General features: G+C 62.0%; 17 protein-coding genes. 10 read left to right on the top strand and 7 right to left on the bottom strand.

Features of this window, described 5'->3' with window-relative positions; genetic code table 11:
• Positions 1–32: 32 nt before the first annotated feature.
• Both FNZ07_RS28495 and FNZ07_RS28490 read right to left on the bottom strand, forming a co-directional pair.
• Positions 33–737 carry a LytR/AlgR family response regulator transcription factor gene (locus FNZ07_RS28495; protein ID WP_091011409.1) on the bottom strand — a complete coding sequence of 235 codons (705 nt, stop codon included), beginning with the start codon at positions 735–737 and terminating at the stop codon, positions 33–35.
• On the bottom strand, positions 725–1,810 hold the full coding sequence (locus FNZ07_RS28490; RefSeq protein ID WP_091011410.1) for a sensor histidine kinase: 1,086 nt from the start codon (positions 1,808–1,810) through the stop codon (positions 725–727). The genes FNZ07_RS28495 and FNZ07_RS28490 overlap by 13 nt, the downstream gene beginning before the upstream one ends.
• A 267-nt stretch (positions 1,811–2,077) precedes the next feature.
• Here FNZ07_RS28490 and FNZ07_RS28485 point away from each other — a divergent pair, with 267 nt between their 5' ends.
• From FNZ07_RS28485 to FNZ07_RS28455, 7 genes are all read left to right on the top strand, one after another.
• The gene (locus FNZ07_RS28485; RefSeq protein WP_407670661.1) at positions 2,078–2,899 is read left to right on the top strand and encodes a DUF817 domain-containing protein; all 822 of its coding nucleotides are present in this window, start codon (positions 2,078–2,080) and stop codon (positions 2,897–2,899) included.
• 183 nt (positions 2,900–3,082) lie between these two features.
• Complete coding sequence (gene map, locus FNZ07_RS28480) at positions 3,083–3,868, top strand: type I methionyl aminopeptidase (RefSeq protein WP_091011411.1); 786 nt, start codon at positions 3,083–3,085, stop codon at positions 3,866–3,868.
• Between the two features lie 98 nt (positions 3,869–3,966).
• A complete protein-coding gene (locus tag FNZ07_RS28475; RefSeq protein ID WP_091011412.1) occupies positions 3,967–4,500 on the top strand; it encodes a GNAT family N-acetyltransferase in 534 nt (177 codons plus the stop codon).
• Between the two features lie 163 nt (positions 4,501–4,663).
• Positions 4,664–5,437, top strand: coding sequence for a septum site-determining protein MinC (gene minC / locus FNZ07_RS28470; RefSeq protein ID WP_091011413.1), 774 nt, complete (start codon positions 4,664–4,666; stop codon positions 5,435–5,437).
• A gap of 104 nt (positions 5,438–5,541) precedes the next feature.
• Positions 5,542–6,357, top strand: coding sequence for a septum site-determining protein MinD (gene minD, locus FNZ07_RS28465; protein ID WP_091011414.1), 816 nt, complete (start codon positions 5,542–5,544; stop codon positions 6,355–6,357).
• A 14-nt stretch (positions 6,358–6,371) separates the two neighbouring features.
• Positions 6,372–6,626, top strand: coding sequence for a cell division topological specificity factor MinE (minE, locus tag FNZ07_RS28460; RefSeq protein ID WP_091011415.1), 255 nt, complete (start codon positions 6,372–6,374; stop codon positions 6,624–6,626).
• A gap of 270 nt (positions 6,627–6,896) precedes the next feature.
• Positions 6,897–7,208: a YXWGXW repeat-containing protein gene (locus FNZ07_RS28455; protein ID WP_091011416.1), complete on the top strand. Its 312-nt coding sequence runs from the start codon at positions 6,897–6,899 to the stop codon at positions 7,206–7,208.
• A gap of 175 nt (positions 7,209–7,383) precedes the next feature.
• Here the strand turns inward: FNZ07_RS28455 and FNZ07_RS28450 are convergent, their stop codons facing one another.
• Complete coding sequence (locus tag FNZ07_RS28450; RefSeq protein ID WP_091011417.1) at positions 7,384–8,805, bottom strand: chloride channel protein; 1,422 nt, start codon at positions 8,803–8,805, stop codon at positions 7,384–7,386.
• A gap of 216 nt (positions 8,806–9,021) precedes the next feature.
• On the opposite strand from FNZ07_RS28450, the gene waaC reads away from it, so the two are divergent.
• Both waaC and FNZ07_RS34325 read left to right on the top strand, forming a co-directional pair.
• Positions 9,022–10,062 carry a lipopolysaccharide heptosyltransferase I gene (gene waaC, locus FNZ07_RS28445; protein ID WP_091011418.1) on the top strand — a complete coding sequence of 347 codons (1,041 nt, stop codon included), beginning with the start codon at positions 9,022–9,024 and terminating at the stop codon, positions 10,060–10,062.
• A 290-nt stretch (positions 10,063–10,352) separates the two neighbouring features.
• Positions 10,353–10,484 carry a hypothetical protein gene (locus FNZ07_RS34325; RefSeq protein ID WP_281250540.1) on the top strand — a complete coding sequence of 44 codons (132 nt, stop codon included), beginning with the start codon at positions 10,353–10,355 and terminating at the stop codon, positions 10,482–10,484.
• Between the two features lie 90 nt (positions 10,485–10,574).
• Here FNZ07_RS34325 and FNZ07_RS28440 read toward each other — a convergent pair whose 3' ends face one another.
• The 4 genes from FNZ07_RS28440 to FNZ07_RS28425 all read right to left on the bottom strand — a co-directional run bounded on the left by FNZ07_RS28440 (position 10,575) and on the right by FNZ07_RS28425 (position 13,187).
• Entirely contained in the window at positions 10,575–10,754 is a 180-nt protein-coding gene (locus FNZ07_RS28440; RefSeq protein WP_091011419.1) for a hypothetical protein, read from the bottom strand.
• Between the two features lie 111 nt (positions 10,755–10,865).
• The gene (locus tag FNZ07_RS28435; RefSeq protein ID WP_091011420.1) at positions 10,866–12,182 is read right to left on the bottom strand and encodes an MFS transporter; all 1,317 of its coding nucleotides are present in this window, start codon (positions 12,180–12,182) and stop codon (positions 10,866–10,868) included.
• Between the two features lie 187 nt (positions 12,183–12,369).
• The gene (locus tag FNZ07_RS28430; protein ID WP_091011421.1) at positions 12,370–12,840 is read right to left on the bottom strand and encodes a TonB family protein; all 471 of its coding nucleotides are present in this window, start codon (positions 12,838–12,840) and stop codon (positions 12,370–12,372) included.
• Between the two features lie 134 nt (positions 12,841–12,974).
• Positions 12,975–13,187, bottom strand: coding sequence for a hypothetical protein (locus FNZ07_RS28425; RefSeq protein ID WP_091011639.1), 213 nt, complete (start codon positions 13,185–13,187; stop codon positions 12,975–12,977).
• 1,261 nt (positions 13,188–14,448) lie between these two features.
• On the opposite strand from FNZ07_RS28425, the gene FNZ07_RS28420 reads away from it, so the two are divergent.
• Complete coding sequence (locus tag FNZ07_RS28420) at positions 14,449–15,186, top strand: response regulator transcription factor (protein WP_091011640.1); 738 nt, start codon at positions 14,449–14,451, stop codon at positions 15,184–15,186.

Here is a 15,186-nt window from a genome sequence, read left to right as displayed (position 1 = left end):
GGTCCGATGCGGGGTGGATCGGACGATTCGCGTTAGCGCTGCAGGCGCTGCATGAGTGCCGCGCGATGCTGCCGGCTGCACGGCACTTCGGCGCCGCTGCGCAGAACGACGGTTGCGTCGCCTTTCCCCTCCGGCCGCACGGCGAGCACAGCGGCGAGCGCGACGGCGGCGCCGCGATGTGTGCGGACAAACATCGGGTCGAGGTCATTGAGCAACGCCGTTAGCGTACGGCGCATCAACAGGCTGCGCCCCGGCAGATGGATATTGACGTAGTTGTCGGCGGCCTCCAGCCATTCGATTTCGGCGCAGCGCACGATGTGCGTCTGCCCGCGGTCGACGATCATCAACTGCGCGGGCGCGCCGACGCTCGGGCGTGGGGTAACGCGAACCGATGCGCGCAAGCGCTGCACCGTGCGCGCAAGGCGTTCCGGTTCGACCGGCTTCAACAGGTAGTCGACGGCCTGGGCATCGAAGGCGCGCAACGCGTACTGATCGAACGCGGTCACGAATACGAGCGCCGGTGCGTCGTCCGGTAACGACGCCGCCACATCGAAGCCGTCGACTTCAGGCATCTGCACATCGAGAAAGATCACGTCCGGACGAAGCTGCTCGGCGAGCGTCAGCGCGGTCGCGCCGTCGATGGCTTCGCCCACTACCTCGACATCGGGAAAGACGCGCAGCATGCGCAGCAGTTTGCTGCGAGCGAGTGCTTCGTCGTCGACGATCAGTGCGCGCATGGCAGTGTCACTCGCACGATCAGGCCGCCGCCGGGGCGCAGCTGCAACGCAAGGCTTGCCTGCGTGCCGTACAGCGATTGCAGCCGGCCCTCGAGATTGCCGAGGCCCACGCCGCGGGTATCGGGCAAGCCCAGCGTTTCGCCGTCGTCTTCGATCTCTATCTGCAGTTTGTCTGTGTCGTCGTGGCGCGCGCGTATCGCGATGTGCGTCGGTGCGCTGCGCCGCTCAACCACGTGCCGGAAGCAGTTCTCGAGCAGCGGCTGAAGTCCGAGCGTGGGCACCGGGCAGGTTGAAGTGGCGGCATCGACATCCCACGTGATCCGCACGCGATCCGAAAAACGTTGCGTCATGATGTCCGCGTAGGCGTGCAGTAACGTCAGTTCGTCGGCTAGCGACTGCTCGGGGCGCTGGCTTGCATCGGTCGCCGCGCGCAGCAAGGTCGCGAGTCGCGTAAGCAGCCTGTCAGCCGAGTCGGGATTGCTGTGGATCAGCGATGAAATGGTGTTCAGCGCGTTAAACAGAAAGTGCGGTTGCAGTTGCTGGGTCAGCTGTGCGAGCTGTGCCTGACGGGCGAGGTTCGCCTGCTGGGCGGAGCGCACTCGCTCGGCAGCCCACGCGCCGTAGGACTGAATGCCGAAAATAATGCCGCTGAACAACACATAGAACTCGACGAAGGCCGTCGCGTCGTACGCGAATACCTCGCCCCACGAGCCGTGCCGGTACCTGCTGCCGGCCAGTGCGTAGATGCCGAGGCGCAACGCGTAGATGCCCGTAACGTACACAACCAGTTGCAACGGCATCCATGCCCAGGCGCGGAGAAACCATTTCAGCGGCTGACCGAGAAGGTTCCTGCGCCGATTTCTGCGCCCCATTTGAACCACGATCAGCACCGTGGCTCCGAGCGCAGATGTGCTGGTGTTGACGAGTGTCCGCCAGAATTGAAGCTCGCCTGACCACATCGACTGCTGGATGTCGACCGCGAATATCAACAGCCAGAACGCGACCCAGGGCCACACGAGGCGGCGCAACAGCTCGATGGGTTGGGGTTCGTCGACGAGGAGGTTAGTGTTCATTGACGCGGTTCATGCGCGTTTGTCTCCGGCACGGGTTTTGTGTCCGCGCTCGATAATCCTACATCGCGGCGCTTCCGTATAGCATGGCGGCACGTCTTGCCGGTGTGCTGGGCGAGGGCGATCTCGCGGCCACAGCGCGTGAAACCGCTGGCGCAAGGACCACGAAGACAACAGGCACAACCAGAAGGAGCAGTCCAATTGACGGAGCAGTCCACAAGCACCGCGCTGGAACCGGCACCGTCTCGCGCCAGCGCCTGGCTCGACGCGTTGACGACGAGACTGTTGAACGCATCCGGCGATCGCAGCCGTCTCGCTGCCGGTTGGCACACCTTCCTCGTATTCGGCATCAAGCAGGCGTGGGTTTGTCTGTTCGGCGGATTAATGGTCGCGCTGCTGATCGCGACGTATCTCTGGTACCCGGCGCACGCACTGCTGCCTCGCTACGACGCGTTGACGCTTGCCGCGGTCTTAATTCAGATCATCCTGGTCCGGTTGGGCCTCGAAACGTGGGACGAAGTGAAGGTCATCTTGCTGTTCCACATTGCGGGCACCGGCATGGAAGTGTTCAAGACCGCGGTCGGCTCGTGGATCTATCCGGAGTTCGCGTATCTGCGTATCGGTGGGGTGCCGCTCTTCACGGGGTTCATGTATGCATCGGTGGGTAGCTACATCACGCGCTCTTGCCGGGAATTCGACCTGCGCTTCTCGCATCACCCGCCGCTGAAGGTGACGCTTGCGCTGTCGGCTGCGATCTACGGCAACTTCTTTCTGCATCACTACTGGTTCGATCTGCGCTATCTGTTGATGGCTTGTGCCGCGATCGCGTTTCGCCGCTGCTGGGTCTACTTTCGTATCGGCACTGTGTATCACCGCATGCCGCTGCTGCTTGGTTTCTTTCTCATCGCCGTTTTCATCTGGCTTGCCGAAAACCTCGGCACGCTCAGTCACGCGTGGCTGTACCCGAGTCAGATGCAAGGCTGGGCGATGGTCTCGGTCGGCAAGCTCGGCTCGTGGTTCATGCTGACGATCATGAGCTACGTGATCGTCACGCTGGTTAGCCGTCCGCGGTTGCCGTTGTCGCCGCGCTGATTGCGGCCATGATTCCGCAGACTGAAGTCCTGCGCAACACACCGGCACCCAAGCCAGCCCGAGCTGGCCGGATAGCACCGTAGCCCGCCCCGCGGAGGGTTGCGGGCCATCCTCTGTACAATTGCCCTATCGACAACCCGAAGCGACCGCTATTTCGCCTTCATCGATCCGTTTCATTCCATCATGGCCATCACCTACAAGACCCCTGACGACCTCGCCGGCTTGCGCATCGCCGGCCGCCTTGCCGCCGACGTCCTCGCGATGATCGGCGAGCATGTGAAGGCCGGCGTCTCGACCGGACAGCTCGACGCGATCTGCAACGACTACATCGTCAATACGCAAAAGGCGATTCCGGCCAACGTCGGCTACATGGGCTTTCCGAAAACAGTGTGTATTTCGGTCAACCAGGTGGTGTGCCACGGCATTCCGAGCCGCGGCGAGGTCCTCAAGGACGGCGACATCGTCAACATCGACGTCGCTGTGATCCGCGACGGCTACTTCGGCGACACGAGCCGCATGTACTGCGTCGGCACGCCGAGCACGGTCGGCCGCGAACTGATCGATACGACCTACGAAGCGATGCTCGCGGGCATTCGTCAGGTGAAGCCCGATGCGACGCTCGGCGATGTCGGCCACGCGATCCAGCAGGTCGCGCAACGCGCCGGCTTCTCGATCGTCCGCGATTACTGCGGGCATGGCATCGGCAAGGTGTATCACGAGGAACCGCAGGTGCTGCACTACGGGCAACCGGGGCAGGGCGTGAAGCTCAAGCCGGGCATGGTGTTCACGATCGAACCGATGGTCAACGCCGGGCGCGCGGGCACGTCGGTGCTCGCCGACGGCTGGACGGTCGTGACCAAGGACCGCTCGCTGTCCGCGCAGTGGGAGCACATGATCGCCGTGACCGAAGAAGGCTACGAACTGCTGACCCCCTGGCCGGACGGTACCGGCGCGTACGAGGCGCCCTGAACGTACGCACCGGCGGGCCTATCCGGAAAATAAGGATTTGACTCGCGCGGCTGTTCGGTTAAAGCTATGCCAAAGCATCAACAGGGGTTTTTGTCTGCATGATTCCGTCTCTGACCGTTCGCCGTATCACCGCCAGTCAAGGCGCCGTTTTCCGCGAACTCCGTACTGCGTCGTTGCGCGAAGCACCTTATGCGTTCGGCGAAACGCTTGAAGACGCCCTTTCCGCCGACTCCACCACGTTCGACGCAACCGCCGCGCGTCACGCGTTTTCCGCTACCGAAGCCTCGTTCATTCTCTATACCGAAGGCCATCCAGCCGGCCTGATCGGCGCGTATTGCGACGATTCGGCCGCGCGTCGCGCGTTCGTCCGCGAGCTATGGGTGGCGCCGGCCGTGCGGCATCTGCGCGGCGGTGTGCTGCTCGTCGATACCGCCGGTGAATGGCTCGCACGCGGCGGCGCACACGAGATCTACGCGTGGATTGCCGACGCAAACCGCAACGCGATGCGCTTTTACGAAGCGCTCGGTTTCGGTCCGACCGGCGAGCATCGTCGCATCGAACGCGTGCCGGAGCAGGGCGAAACGCTGCTGGTGCGCCACGTCAGGCACGCGTCCAGCGCGTCGGGCCGGTGAGCGGCGCGCCGGCTGCCGCGCCGCGGGTTTCGCGTTCCCTCCATTCCATTGTTCTTCTCTCGCACCGTGCGGCGCAGCATGTGCCTTTGCACGTGTGTTTCCCGAAAAAACTGGCCGCCCGCGTAGACGCCTGTAAAATACGCAAAATTTTTCGTCGAACGCTATGTCGCCCAAGAAATCGCCCTTTTTCGAACTGCGCAGCGGCTCCGTCGACACGCTTCTGTTCGTCGTGAAGACCACCGACCTCGATGCGATGCGCACCGAGCTGAACCGGCGCTTCGAGGCGACCCCGGAGTTTTTCGCCAACGATGTCGTCGCCATCGACGTACGCCGCCTGAATGCCGACGAGCGCTTGCCGCTCGCCGAGGTCGCGCAGTTGCTCGACAGCGTGCGGATGCGGCCGGTCGGTGTGGTTGCGTTGCCGGAACAGCATGGCTGGGTGCTGGAAGCAGGCCTGCCGCTGCTCGAAGCGCGCGACCGGCGCGGTGCCGGTGCCACGAAAGCGGCCGGTGACGAAGCTGCTGAAACCGCTGAAACATCTGCTGCAGCGGCGGTGGTGCCGGACACGGTACTGGCAGAACCGGTGCCGCTCGGTACCCCGTCGCAAACGCTCGTCATCGACAAGCCGTTGCGCTCGGGGCAGCGCATTTACGCGAAGGGCGATCTGGTCGTGCTCGGCATCGTGAGCTACGGCGCGGAAGTCATCGCGGAAGGCAACATCCACATCTACGCACCGTTGCGCGGCCGGGCACTGGCCGGCGTGCAAGGCAATCACGATGCGCGGATTTTCTGCACCTGTCTCGAGCCGGAACTGATTTCGATTGCCGGTATCTATCGTACGACTGAGAACCCGTTGCCGGCCGATGTGAACGGCAAGGCCGTGCAGATCTGGCTCGACGAAGAAAAATTGATGATCGAACCGCTGCGGCTCACCTGACGCACGCGCCGCACAGCGGCTGTGCATGCGGCTGACAACCGGTTGCTGCAGCGCCTAATTAAAGTTTGAAGTTGAAGAATCTGACGAACGCAAGGTAAGGCTAAATGGCAAAAATCATTGTGGTGACTTCGGGCAAGGGTGGCGTGGGCAAGACGACCACGAGCGCGAGTTTCGCATCGGGTCTCGCATTGCGCGGCCACAAGACCGCCGTGATCGACTTCGATGTCGGCCTACGTAACCTTGACCTCATCATGGGCTGCGAGCGCCGCGTCGTGTACGACCTGATCAATGTGATCCAGGGCGAGGCGAACCTGAACCAGGCGCTCATCAAGGACAAGAAGTGCGAGAACCTGTTCATCCTGCCCGCGTCGCAAACGCGCGATAAGGATGCGCTGACGCAGGACGGCGTCGAGAAGATCATCAACGATCTGATCGCGATGGACTTCGAATTTATCGTTTGCGATTCGCCGGCTGGGATCGAATCAGGTGCGCTGCTCGCGATGCACTACGCCGACGAAGCGCTGATCGTGACCAACCCGGAAGTGTCGTCGGTACGCGATTCGGACCGGATTCTAGGCATCCTGTCGTCGAAGACGAAGCGCGCGATCGAAGGCAAGGAGCCGATCAAGGAGCATCTGCTGATCACGCGCTACAACCCGAAGCGCGTCAGCGAAGGCGAGATGCTGTCGCTCACGGACATCCAGGAGATCCTGCGTATCGAGCTGATCGGTGTCGTGCCGGAATCGGAAGCGGTGCTGCATGCGTCGAACCAGGGGCTGCCGGCCGTGCACATCGAAGGTACGGATGTCGCCGAAGCGTATAAGGACATCGTGTCGCGCTTCCTCGGCGAAGAGAAGTCGCTACGTTTCACCGATTACCAGAAGCCGGGCCTGTTGCAGCGCCTCTTCGGCACCAAGTAAGGGGAGCGCACCTAATGTCGATTCTTTCGTTTTTGCTGGGAGAGAAGAAAAAATCCGCGTCGGTCGCGAAGGAACGCCTGCAGTTGATCATCGCGCACGAGCGCGGCGGCAACAAGGCGCCCGCCGACTATCTGCCGGCGTTGCAACGCGAACTCGTCGCCGTGATTTCGAAGTACGTGAAAATCTCCGACAACGATATCCGTGTGAGCCTCGAGCGTCAGGACGATCTCGAGGTGCTCGAAGTCAAGATCGAGATTCCGCAGGCTTGAGTGCCGGGCATCCGGTTGCTTTCAGTTTCTCCAGCTGTCGCATGACACTGTCTGTCGCGCCGCATGTGTTGCCTTGATGGCGACACATGCGGCGCCCAACAGCCCGCCCGTACTTTCCCCTTCTTCGCCGGTTCCTTCCCCTCGTTCGCTATCGCGCTGAAATACCTCGTTGCACTTCAGGTACCGGTGTAATACGGCGCATGTCAGCCTTCCTGTCACCTCGCGCATTGAACGGATACGCCGTCAACGGTGTTCTTTCCTGAGGTGAATATGAACAAGTCTTTGCGCGTGCTGCTCGTCAATGCGGCACTGGTTATCGCCGGCGTGAGTGCAGTTGCGTCGTCTGCTTCCGCCGAGGTGATCATCGTCGCGCCGTCCGCGCCGCCGCCGGTGCGCTACGAAGTCGTGCCCGCCGCGCGGGTCGGCTATGTGTGGGATCACGGCCACTGGCAATGGGATCGCGGCCACTACGTGTGGGTGGTGGGCCACTGGCAGGCCGAGCGCGTCGGGTATCACTGGGTGCCGGGCCACTGGGCCGGTCGCGGTGACGGCTGGCGTTGGATCGGCGGCCACTGGGCCTAAAGCACAGAGAAGCGTCGATCAGCGTCAGTTCGCGGCGCCGTGACTAGCGGCGCCGCTTTCAGGAGCATGTGATGAAAACAAGACTTCTGGCAGCGCTGCTGCTTGTCGTGACGCTTGCCGGCTGCATTGTCGTGCCGGCACGTCCCGCGTATTACCGGCCGGGGCCGGTCGTCATCTACTGACGGGGCGTATCGGTCGGGGCGGGGTCGGTTGCATCGGCGGCTGCATCGGCCGCCTCGGGCTCGTCCTCGATCAGTGCCTCGGGCACTTCGGGAACGGGTACGGGGGCCGGTTGCGGTAGCGGCGCCATATAACGCGTCGCCAGCGACTCATACAGCGGCGGCACGAAGAGCCGCGACACGCGGCTCGAGATCAACGCGGTGGCCATCAACGAGATCACCAGCGCATGACCGTTGATCATCTCCATCACAATCACAAACGACGTAATCGGCGATTGCGTGACGGCGGCCAGATAACCGACCATGGCGAGCGCGATCAGCATCTGTAGCTGCATGCCGCTGAATACGGTATGCAGCAGGTTGCCGAAGCCCGCGCCGATCGACAGCGATGGTGCGAAGATGCCGCCCGGAATACCAGGCAGGTACGAGCCCACCATCGAGATCATCTTCAGAAACGGATAGAACAGCGACAGTTGCTCGTGACCATCGAGCAGCCCACGCGCTTCGGCATAGCCGCTACCGAATGTCGTCCCGCCTGAAATCAGTCCGACCACCGCGATGATGAAGCCGCACAGGGCCGCGAACGCAACCGGCCGCTCGCCGTGCAACTGGCGCAGCGGCGCCGGAATCCAGCGCGCGGTGTTGAGCAGCAGCCAGCCGAACACGCCGCCTGCGATGCCGGTGACGATCGCGGTCAACACTACTGCGACGGCGAGCAGATCCGGAAAATGCGCGCCGATCTCGATCGTGCCGAAGTACGTGTAGTTGCCGTTGAGCCCGAGCGCAATCACACCGGCGATGATGATCGCGGTGATCAGCACGCCGCTCGCGCGCGCTTCGAAGCTGCGCGTCAGTTCTTCGATCGCGAAAACGATGCCGGCCAGCGGCGTATTGAACGCAGCGGACAGCCCGGCCGCGGCGCCCGCGAGCACGAGCTGACGCTCGATCAGCGCATTCGAACGCGGATAGAAGCGGCGCAGATTGAACATCAAAGCCGCACCGACCTGCACGGTCGGCCCCTCGCGGCCAATCGTAAAGCCGCCGAGAATGGCGAGAAACGACACCAGAATCTTGCCGACGAGGATCTTCAGCGTGAGCAGGCGCGCACCGGATTCGCCCGGTTTTGTGTGCAGCGTCGCGATGACCTGCGGAATCCCGCTGCCCTCGGCGCCACGAAAGAACTTGCGTGTGAGCCAGACCGCGGCCGCGGCGACGGCGGGTGTCAGTAGCAGCGGTAACCACGCGTAGTGGTGCTGCATCGACCGGAAGGCGTTATAGCCCCAGTCGATCAGGCGTGCATAGAGCACCGCAACCAGGCCGACCGCGATCGCACCGAGCCAGAAGATGCCGTACTGCCGCCAGAGGCGCCGTGCGCGTCTGGCCAGCGTGGAAGAGAGAACAGGCAGAGCCCGGGACATGGCGTATCTGCAGATGCAAAGCGGCGATTATAACGGCGGAACACGCGTAAAAATGCCGTGAAAGCGATTTGAAATAATCGTTCTGAATGTCAAGTGCAGTAACGTCCGGTAACGCCCTTGTGTTGCTGTAAGGGTATCGTGTGATTTACCGGCCTGTGATGTATAAGGATCGTCGGATAAAATCACGCCTGCGACCGATTACGGTAACGGAACACCATGAAGCGAATTCTTGTCGTCAAGGTCACCTCGATGGGCGACGTCATACAGGCCCAACCGGTCGTTGCCGATCTCAAACGCGCCTTTCCCGGCGTCAAAGTCGACTGGGCTGCTGACGAAGCCTTTGCAGAAATTGCCCGCTGGAATGTCGGCACCGACCGCGTGTTGTGTGCGCCGCTGCGCCGCTTCAAGAAAGCGCGTCGCTGGGCCGACTTCAAGGCGATCTGGGCATCGATCGCCGAACTGCGCGCGGAGCACTACGACGTGGTGCTCGATATTCACGGCGTCTACAAGAGCGCCATCATTTCGTTTCTCACGCGTTCGTCGCGACGGCTCGGCTATCAGGCCAAAGACCTCGGCGAGCGTGGCGCGGCCTTTGCCTACACGGGCCGTTTCGCGCCGTGTGGCGACGACACCAACGCGTGGCAGGGCATGCGCGAGACCGTGAGCCGCGCACTCGGCTATACGCTCGAAGATCCGCCGATCTATAACCTGGAAGTACCGCGCGCCACGCACGCGAACGTTGCAGCGGATGCGCTGCAGCCCGACGCCTCGCCGCTCGCCATCCTTTTCCATGCAGCATCGAAGGACGACAAGAAGTGGCCGACCTCGCACTGGGCGGCGGTTGCCCGCGATCTGCTCGGGCGCGGCTATCGTGTGGTGCTGCCGTGGGGATCGCTCGCCGAACATAGCGAGGCCACCGATATCGTCGCGCAGGTCCCGTCTGCGACCTTGTTGCCGCAGATGACGTTGACCGGCATCGCGCAACTGATCCAGGACTGCCAGCTCGTGGTCGGCGTCGACACCGGCTTCGTGCACCTCGCGCATGCGTTGCAGAAGCGTGCAGTGATGATTTTCATCGCGACATCGGCGGAGCATTTCGGCAATCACACGCCGTATCGTTCGGTGTCGGTCGGCGATGGCCGGCGGGTGCCGAGCATCGACGAAGCGCTGCAGGCCATCGATCACGTGCACGCGGCGCCTCCTGTTTCGCCGGCATCGACTGCCCTCGGCGCCACATCGTCTGCCGCCGCGGCATAACGGTTTTTCTCTCCGCTACCGGAACCGGAACGCACGCGTAAAGCGTGCGTTTTCACATGGGCGAACGCGGTTTCGCACGGCCGATCGCATTACACGCTTGTTAAATCTGTCGCTGTTCTTCTACAAATGAGCCGCGGAAGGCCGGTTTATGCGTTCTGTGTAACATCGCGGGCGAGTTCGCTTACAAATTGCAACGTTCGTGCAGTATCGCGTCGTGTTCAATCGGAAGTATTCGAGATCGCGAGATCGATCGAATCATACTGACCCGACGGGAGAACGATGTGAAACGCTTGACGCTAACCTTGATTGCCGGCGCGCTGCTGACAGCCGCGCTGGGTGGCTGCATTGTGGTGCCAGGGCCGGGCTACTACGGCGGTGGCGGCTATTACCATGGGTACGGTGGCGGCGGATACTACCGCTAATGAGAATGGCGTCACGCGCGAGCGCGCGTGACGCCATTCAATCTTGTGCAGCGCGAATTTGCGTGAATTCGCGCGAACGCGAGGCTGCCGCTAGGCGAGCATCATTTCGACCGCGACGACCGCGGCAATGGCTGCGATGTTTGCCGCGAGCGCTTCGACGAGAATGCCTTTCCACGTAACCGGCTTGAAACGGATTGCCAGTAGCAGGGAACCGAGCAATGCCAGTGCAATGATCATCACGATATCTGCGTTGCTGATCTGAATGCCCACGGGTGCCTCCTGTTTCGGGATCGTTTTTTCAGCTCGTTTTAGTATAGGCACGCCAAAAAACCGCGCAAGGCGGGGAAACTCCGCTGCCGCGCGGTGTTTTGGCAATGTTCCTTACATCAAACGTGCATCGCGAGTTTCGCGCATGCACAGCACACCGATCAGGCTGACGAGCGCAGCCACCGACACATATCCGCCCACCCACGACAATCCACCGCGTGCGGCGAGCACCTGAGCGATATACGGCGCGACCGACGCCCCGAGAATCCCCCCGAGGTTGTACGCCACACCGGCACCCGTGTAGCGCACGTTGGTCGGGAACAGTTCCGGCAACAACGCACCCATCGGCGCGAACGTGACGCCCATCAGGAACAGCTCGATCACGAGAAACAGCAATACGAGCGGCACCGAACCGCTACCGAGCAGCGGCTCCATCGCGAAGCCCGACAGGATCGCGGCAACGATGCCGACGATCAGCACCGGCTTGCGGCCGTAGCGGTCGCTGGCCCACGCGGAAATCGGCGTCGCGAATGCCATGAACAGCACCGCGATGCACAGCAGGCCGAGGAAGCCTGGTCGCGTGAAGTGCAGTGTCGATACACCGTACGACAGCGAGAACACCGTCGAGATGTAGAACAGCGTGTAGCAGACGACCATTGCGAGTGCGCCGAGCAGTGTGGGGCCGCCATGCTTCGACAGCAGCTCGGCGATCGGCACGCGCACACGTTCCTTGCGTTCGATGGCGGCGCGGAAGGCCGGCGTCTCCGCGATCTTGAGCCGCACATAAAGACCGAGCGCAACCAGCACGGCGCTGACGAGGAACGGCACGCGCCATCCCCAGCTACGGAACTGCTCGTCCGACAGCGTGAGCGCGAGACCGAAGAACAGACCGTTCGATGCCAGAAAGCCGACCGACGGCCCGAGTTGCGGAAACATGCCGAACCAGCCGCGCTTGCCGGCGGGCGCGTTCTCGGTGGCGAGCAGCGCGGCGCCGCCCCATTCGCCGCCAAGTCCGATGCCCTGGCCGAAGCGCAGCACGCACAGCAGGATCGGCGCGAGACTGCCGATCGAGTCGTAGCCGGGGACGAAGCCGATCAACGTCGTCGACAGACCCATGACGAGCAGCGACGCGACGAGCGTCGACTTGCGGCCGATGCGGTCGCCGAAATGGCCGAACAGAAACGAGCCGATCGGCCGCGCGATGAAGGCGATACCGAACGTGACGAACGCGGACAGCGCCTGAGCGGTCGCCGAGCCGTGCGGAAAGAACACCGGGCCGATCACGAGCGCGGCGGCGGTGGCATAAACGTAGAAATCGTAGAACTCGATCGCGGTGCCGATGAAGCTCGCGAAGATGACCCGCGACGCGCTGTTTTGCCCGGCCGACTCGGACTGGCCGGGTTGCGCGGTGGAAATCGGGGGTGTTGACATCGAAATCTCCAGGTGTCGTGATGCTGCCTGGTTGTGCGCAGGCATGTTTCTGCGGCGGCAGCGTTTTATGTTCATTAGGGCAAGCGCGCGTGCAGCGATGTATCAAGCGGGCCGCGACGGCCTGACAGCTTACATCGGGTGGCGCCGCGCTGTGAATGGTCGCGAACGGCTTCGGGATGGCGTGACGTCAGTCGATCGTTTGCGCTTGCGGCGAGGCGAGCGTACGCAACTGGAATTTACCGTCGTCGTTGAAGAGCCAGTCTTCCATCAGCTCGAGCCGGCCACGGCCGTCGAGTAGTCTGGCGGGCGGCTGTGGCAGCGGTGCCGAACGGCGTAGCGAATTGAGCGCCGTGCTTTCTGCTTCGTCGTCGCCGTTGGTGCGGTACACCGATGAAGCGAGCACGCGGCCGTCGCGATCGACGGTGAACGAAACGACGACGAGCGAGCGCAGCATCGCCTGCGGGGTGCCCGACAGGACATACGATGGATTGCGCTCCTGGATGCGACGCGCAACCGCGTCGCGATAGCGGTCGAGTGTGGCGCTATTCATCGCGGCTAGCGGGATCGACAGCGTAGGTCGTTGGGGAGGGGTGAAGGTGCAGGCGGTCGCTGTCAGCGCGAAAGCGAGCGTCATGCAGGAACGAAAGCGCGGGAACATGGCGGCACGCCTTGCAGGCAGACTGTGCTTCGAATGCTAGTCGAAACAGGCCGCTTTGCAATCGGTGGAGTACCGCAGCGGAGGTCGGGCTCCGCGCGACGCAGGCGCCCGGACGTGAGTGCGCGAGTGAAGGCTTACTGGAGCGACAACTGCGCGCAGGGATCGCTGGGCACGGTCGTACATCCATACGAATACTGACCGCTCTTCGCAATCAGATCCTTGCCCGCCTTGAGGTCGCCGCGGAATTCCGGCGAGCTTTCGTAAGCGATGAAGGTCGAGCACATGACGGCGGACAGTACGACCAGTGAGAACGCGATCTTTTCGAGTAGCTGATAACGATGAGGCATGAGCATGGCTTCCATATTTGGCCGCCATGATACCTCATGCTAAGGGTTTATACCTAGATTGCGATGCCGCTTGCACGCCCTGAAACGTCCGCTAAACCAAAATTACAAATGGAAACTTGTATGACGCTCCGGCTCGTGGGACATTGGAGTCGCGTTCAGCAGTAACCCCTCGGGACGCATGTTGATAGGGCCGCGGCGATGTCTGCGGCTTTTTTTTCGCCCATTTTTTGAAGCCAGGTTGGAATGTGCCATTACAGAATGGCTGATTCATGATTTAAAGCAGTATTCGAGTTTTCCGAATGGCCTATTGACAGCGAATTCAAGCGGCTGTTTGTCGATTTCGTTCGTAATGCGATTAAAAATTCGTAGTATTGAAGTTCATTCAACAGGCTGTCGATCGCCGTTACGTTCATCGCAGTCCCCCGTCACCCCACGCTACGAACTGGCCGTCCGCCTCGCCCACATGGCTGCACAGGCGTCATCAAGCTGTCATGTCTCGCCGGCACTGCGGGCGCTGGAAGGCGCGTCGTCGCACGCCGATGTGCCCAACTATTAGACATTATTAAATATTGCAATAGATGACTTTATCGTAAGCATTCATGTGGACAAAGTAATAGTCTTGTGCCAAAGTCCCGGCAGGCACTTAACACGCTTTTTTGGCGGCGATGCAGTGGGAAATACCACGAAAGTCGGCAGAATTGTTTGTTCGAGTATCAGTAAAACAAGTGCTTGAGAGATTCCCGAGATAAAGAAACCGGTAAGCGCCACAAAGACGTGCGCCGATCCGGTGCGCCGATGGTGCAAACGCGTGCGCAGATGGGAGAGGGTCGTAACCATGGACATCACAGGACCGGCAGGCTGGTGGAACAGCCCGCGAACCGAAGCGCATCACCTGCATCAATCGGCCCCTTCGCGCGCCATTTCCGCAGGTCTGCAACATCACGACGGCCCATCGTAAGCCGGCCGCCCGTCCACCTTGGTCTCCGTTGTTGAACATCCTCGCATCGAGGCGAGCGTGAGTGTTGCCCGTGTTTCGCGACCGTAACGTCGCGTACTACCTGCGTGCATTGACATCAAAGCGTTGCGGTCTTCTGTTGCCATACCTGCGTCATGAAATGGGTTCGCTGTCCGATGGGTCGTGCCAGTTTGCGCGTTACGACGGCCATGCGCTGCGTTGCGTTCATTGGTACGGGCAATCCCGACGGACTACGCCTGAGCGATCAAGTCGTGCCGCACCAGTCCTGAAGAACGGATGGCGTTTATGCGTGTGCTAGTTGTCGAAGATGACCCCGTGCATGCCAAAGCGGCGGTGAGAGTCGTCGGCCCGCTGGGGCACGACATCATCGAGGCTGGCGATGGCGAGGAAGCCGTTCGTCTTCTCAGGTCGCAGCCGGTAGATCTGGTCGTGCTGGACTGGCTGCTGCCGAGGATGAGCGGCTTCGAAGTGCTGTACTGGATTCGCCGCAACCTCGGCGATGTGCCCGCGGTGCTGTTCCTGACGAACAAGGTCCTCGACGACGACATCGTTCTGGCGATGGAAGCCGGCGCCGACGACTATCTCGTGAAACCGTTTCGTGTCGGGGAACTGACGGCGCGCGTCAACGCGCTGCTGCGCCGGGTCACACACGACCTCGAACGGACCGATCACATCCGCGCCGGCGACTACACGCTCGACCCGCTGGGCCGCACAGTCGCGTTGCGCGGCGAGCGCATCGATCTCACGCCGAAAGAGTTCGATCTCACCGCGCTGTTCTTCAACAACCTGGGGAAGCTGCTGTCGCGCAAGGTGGTTAGCATCAGCACGTGGGGGCGCGAGCTCGACCCCGCGTCACGCACGCTCGATACCCACGTCTATCGCGTGCGGCAGAAGCTGGCGCTCGCTCCTGAAAACGGTCTGCGGCTGAGCGCCGTCTACACGCACGGATACCGGCTGGAAGAAGTGCCGTCGAAGTCGCCCCGAAGTGCCGTGTCAGACCAGAACGTGTTGCCGTGCAACTGA

Source organism: Paraburkholderia megapolitana (genome assembly GCF_007556815.1).
GTDB classification, from domain to species: Bacteria; Pseudomonadota; Gammaproteobacteria; order Burkholderiales; family Burkholderiaceae; genus Paraburkholderia; species Paraburkholderia megapolitana.
The sequence above is the reverse complement of the archived record's forward strand: the minus strand, read 5'-3'. Positions and strand labels throughout refer to the sequence as shown.

What these genes read in the sequence shown, in the direction of transcription:
- FNZ07_RS28495 (WP_091011409.1), bottom strand. Translation starts at nt 737, where the DNA reads ATGCGCGCACTGATCGTCGACGACGAAGCACTCGCTCGCAGCAAACTG.
- FNZ07_RS28490 (WP_091011410.1), bottom strand. Translation starts at nt 1,810, where the DNA reads ATGAACACTAACCTCCTCGTCGACGAACCCCAACCCATCGAGCTGTTG.
- map (WP_091011411.1), top strand. Translation starts at nt 3,083, where the DNA reads ATGGCCATCACCTACAAGACCCCTGACGACCTCGCCGGCTTGCGCATC.
- FNZ07_RS28475 (WP_091011412.1), top strand. Translation starts at nt 3,967, where the DNA reads ATGATTCCGTCTCTGACCGTTCGCCGTATCACCGCCAGTCAAGGCGCC.
- minC (WP_091011413.1), top strand. Translation starts at nt 4,664, where the DNA reads ATGTCGCCCAAGAAATCGCCCTTTTTCGAACTGCGCAGCGGCTCCGTC.
- minD (WP_091011414.1), top strand. Translation starts at nt 5,542, where the DNA reads ATGGCAAAAATCATTGTGGTGACTTCGGGCAAGGGTGGCGTGGGCAAG.
- minE (WP_091011415.1), top strand. Translation starts at nt 6,372, where the DNA reads ATGTCGATTCTTTCGTTTTTGCTGGGAGAGAAGAAAAAATCCGCGTCG.
- FNZ07_RS28455 (WP_091011416.1), top strand. Translation starts at nt 6,897, where the DNA reads ATGAACAAGTCTTTGCGCGTGCTGCTCGTCAATGCGGCACTGGTTATC.
- FNZ07_RS28450 (WP_091011417.1), bottom strand. Translation starts at nt 8,805, where the DNA reads ATGTCCCGGGCTCTGCCTGTTCTCTCTTCCACGCTGGCCAGACGCGCA.
- waaC (WP_091011418.1), top strand. Translation starts at nt 9,022, where the DNA reads ATGAAGCGAATTCTTGTCGTCAAGGTCACCTCGATGGGCGACGTCATA.
- FNZ07_RS28435 (WP_091011420.1), bottom strand. Translation starts at nt 12,182, where the DNA reads ATGTCAACACCCCCGATTTCCACCGCGCAACCCGGCCAGTCCGAGTCG.
- FNZ07_RS28430 (WP_091011421.1), bottom strand. Translation starts at nt 12,840, where the DNA reads ATGTTCCCGCGCTTTCGTTCCTGCATGACGCTCGCTTTCGCGCTGACA.
- FNZ07_RS28425 (WP_091011639.1), bottom strand. Translation starts at nt 13,187, where the DNA reads ATGCCTCATCGTTATCAGCTACTCGAAAAGATCGCGTTCTCACTGGTC.
- FNZ07_RS28420 (WP_091011640.1), top strand. Translation starts at nt 14,449, where the DNA reads ATGCGTGTGCTAGTTGTCGAAGATGACCCCGTGCATGCCAAAGCGGCG.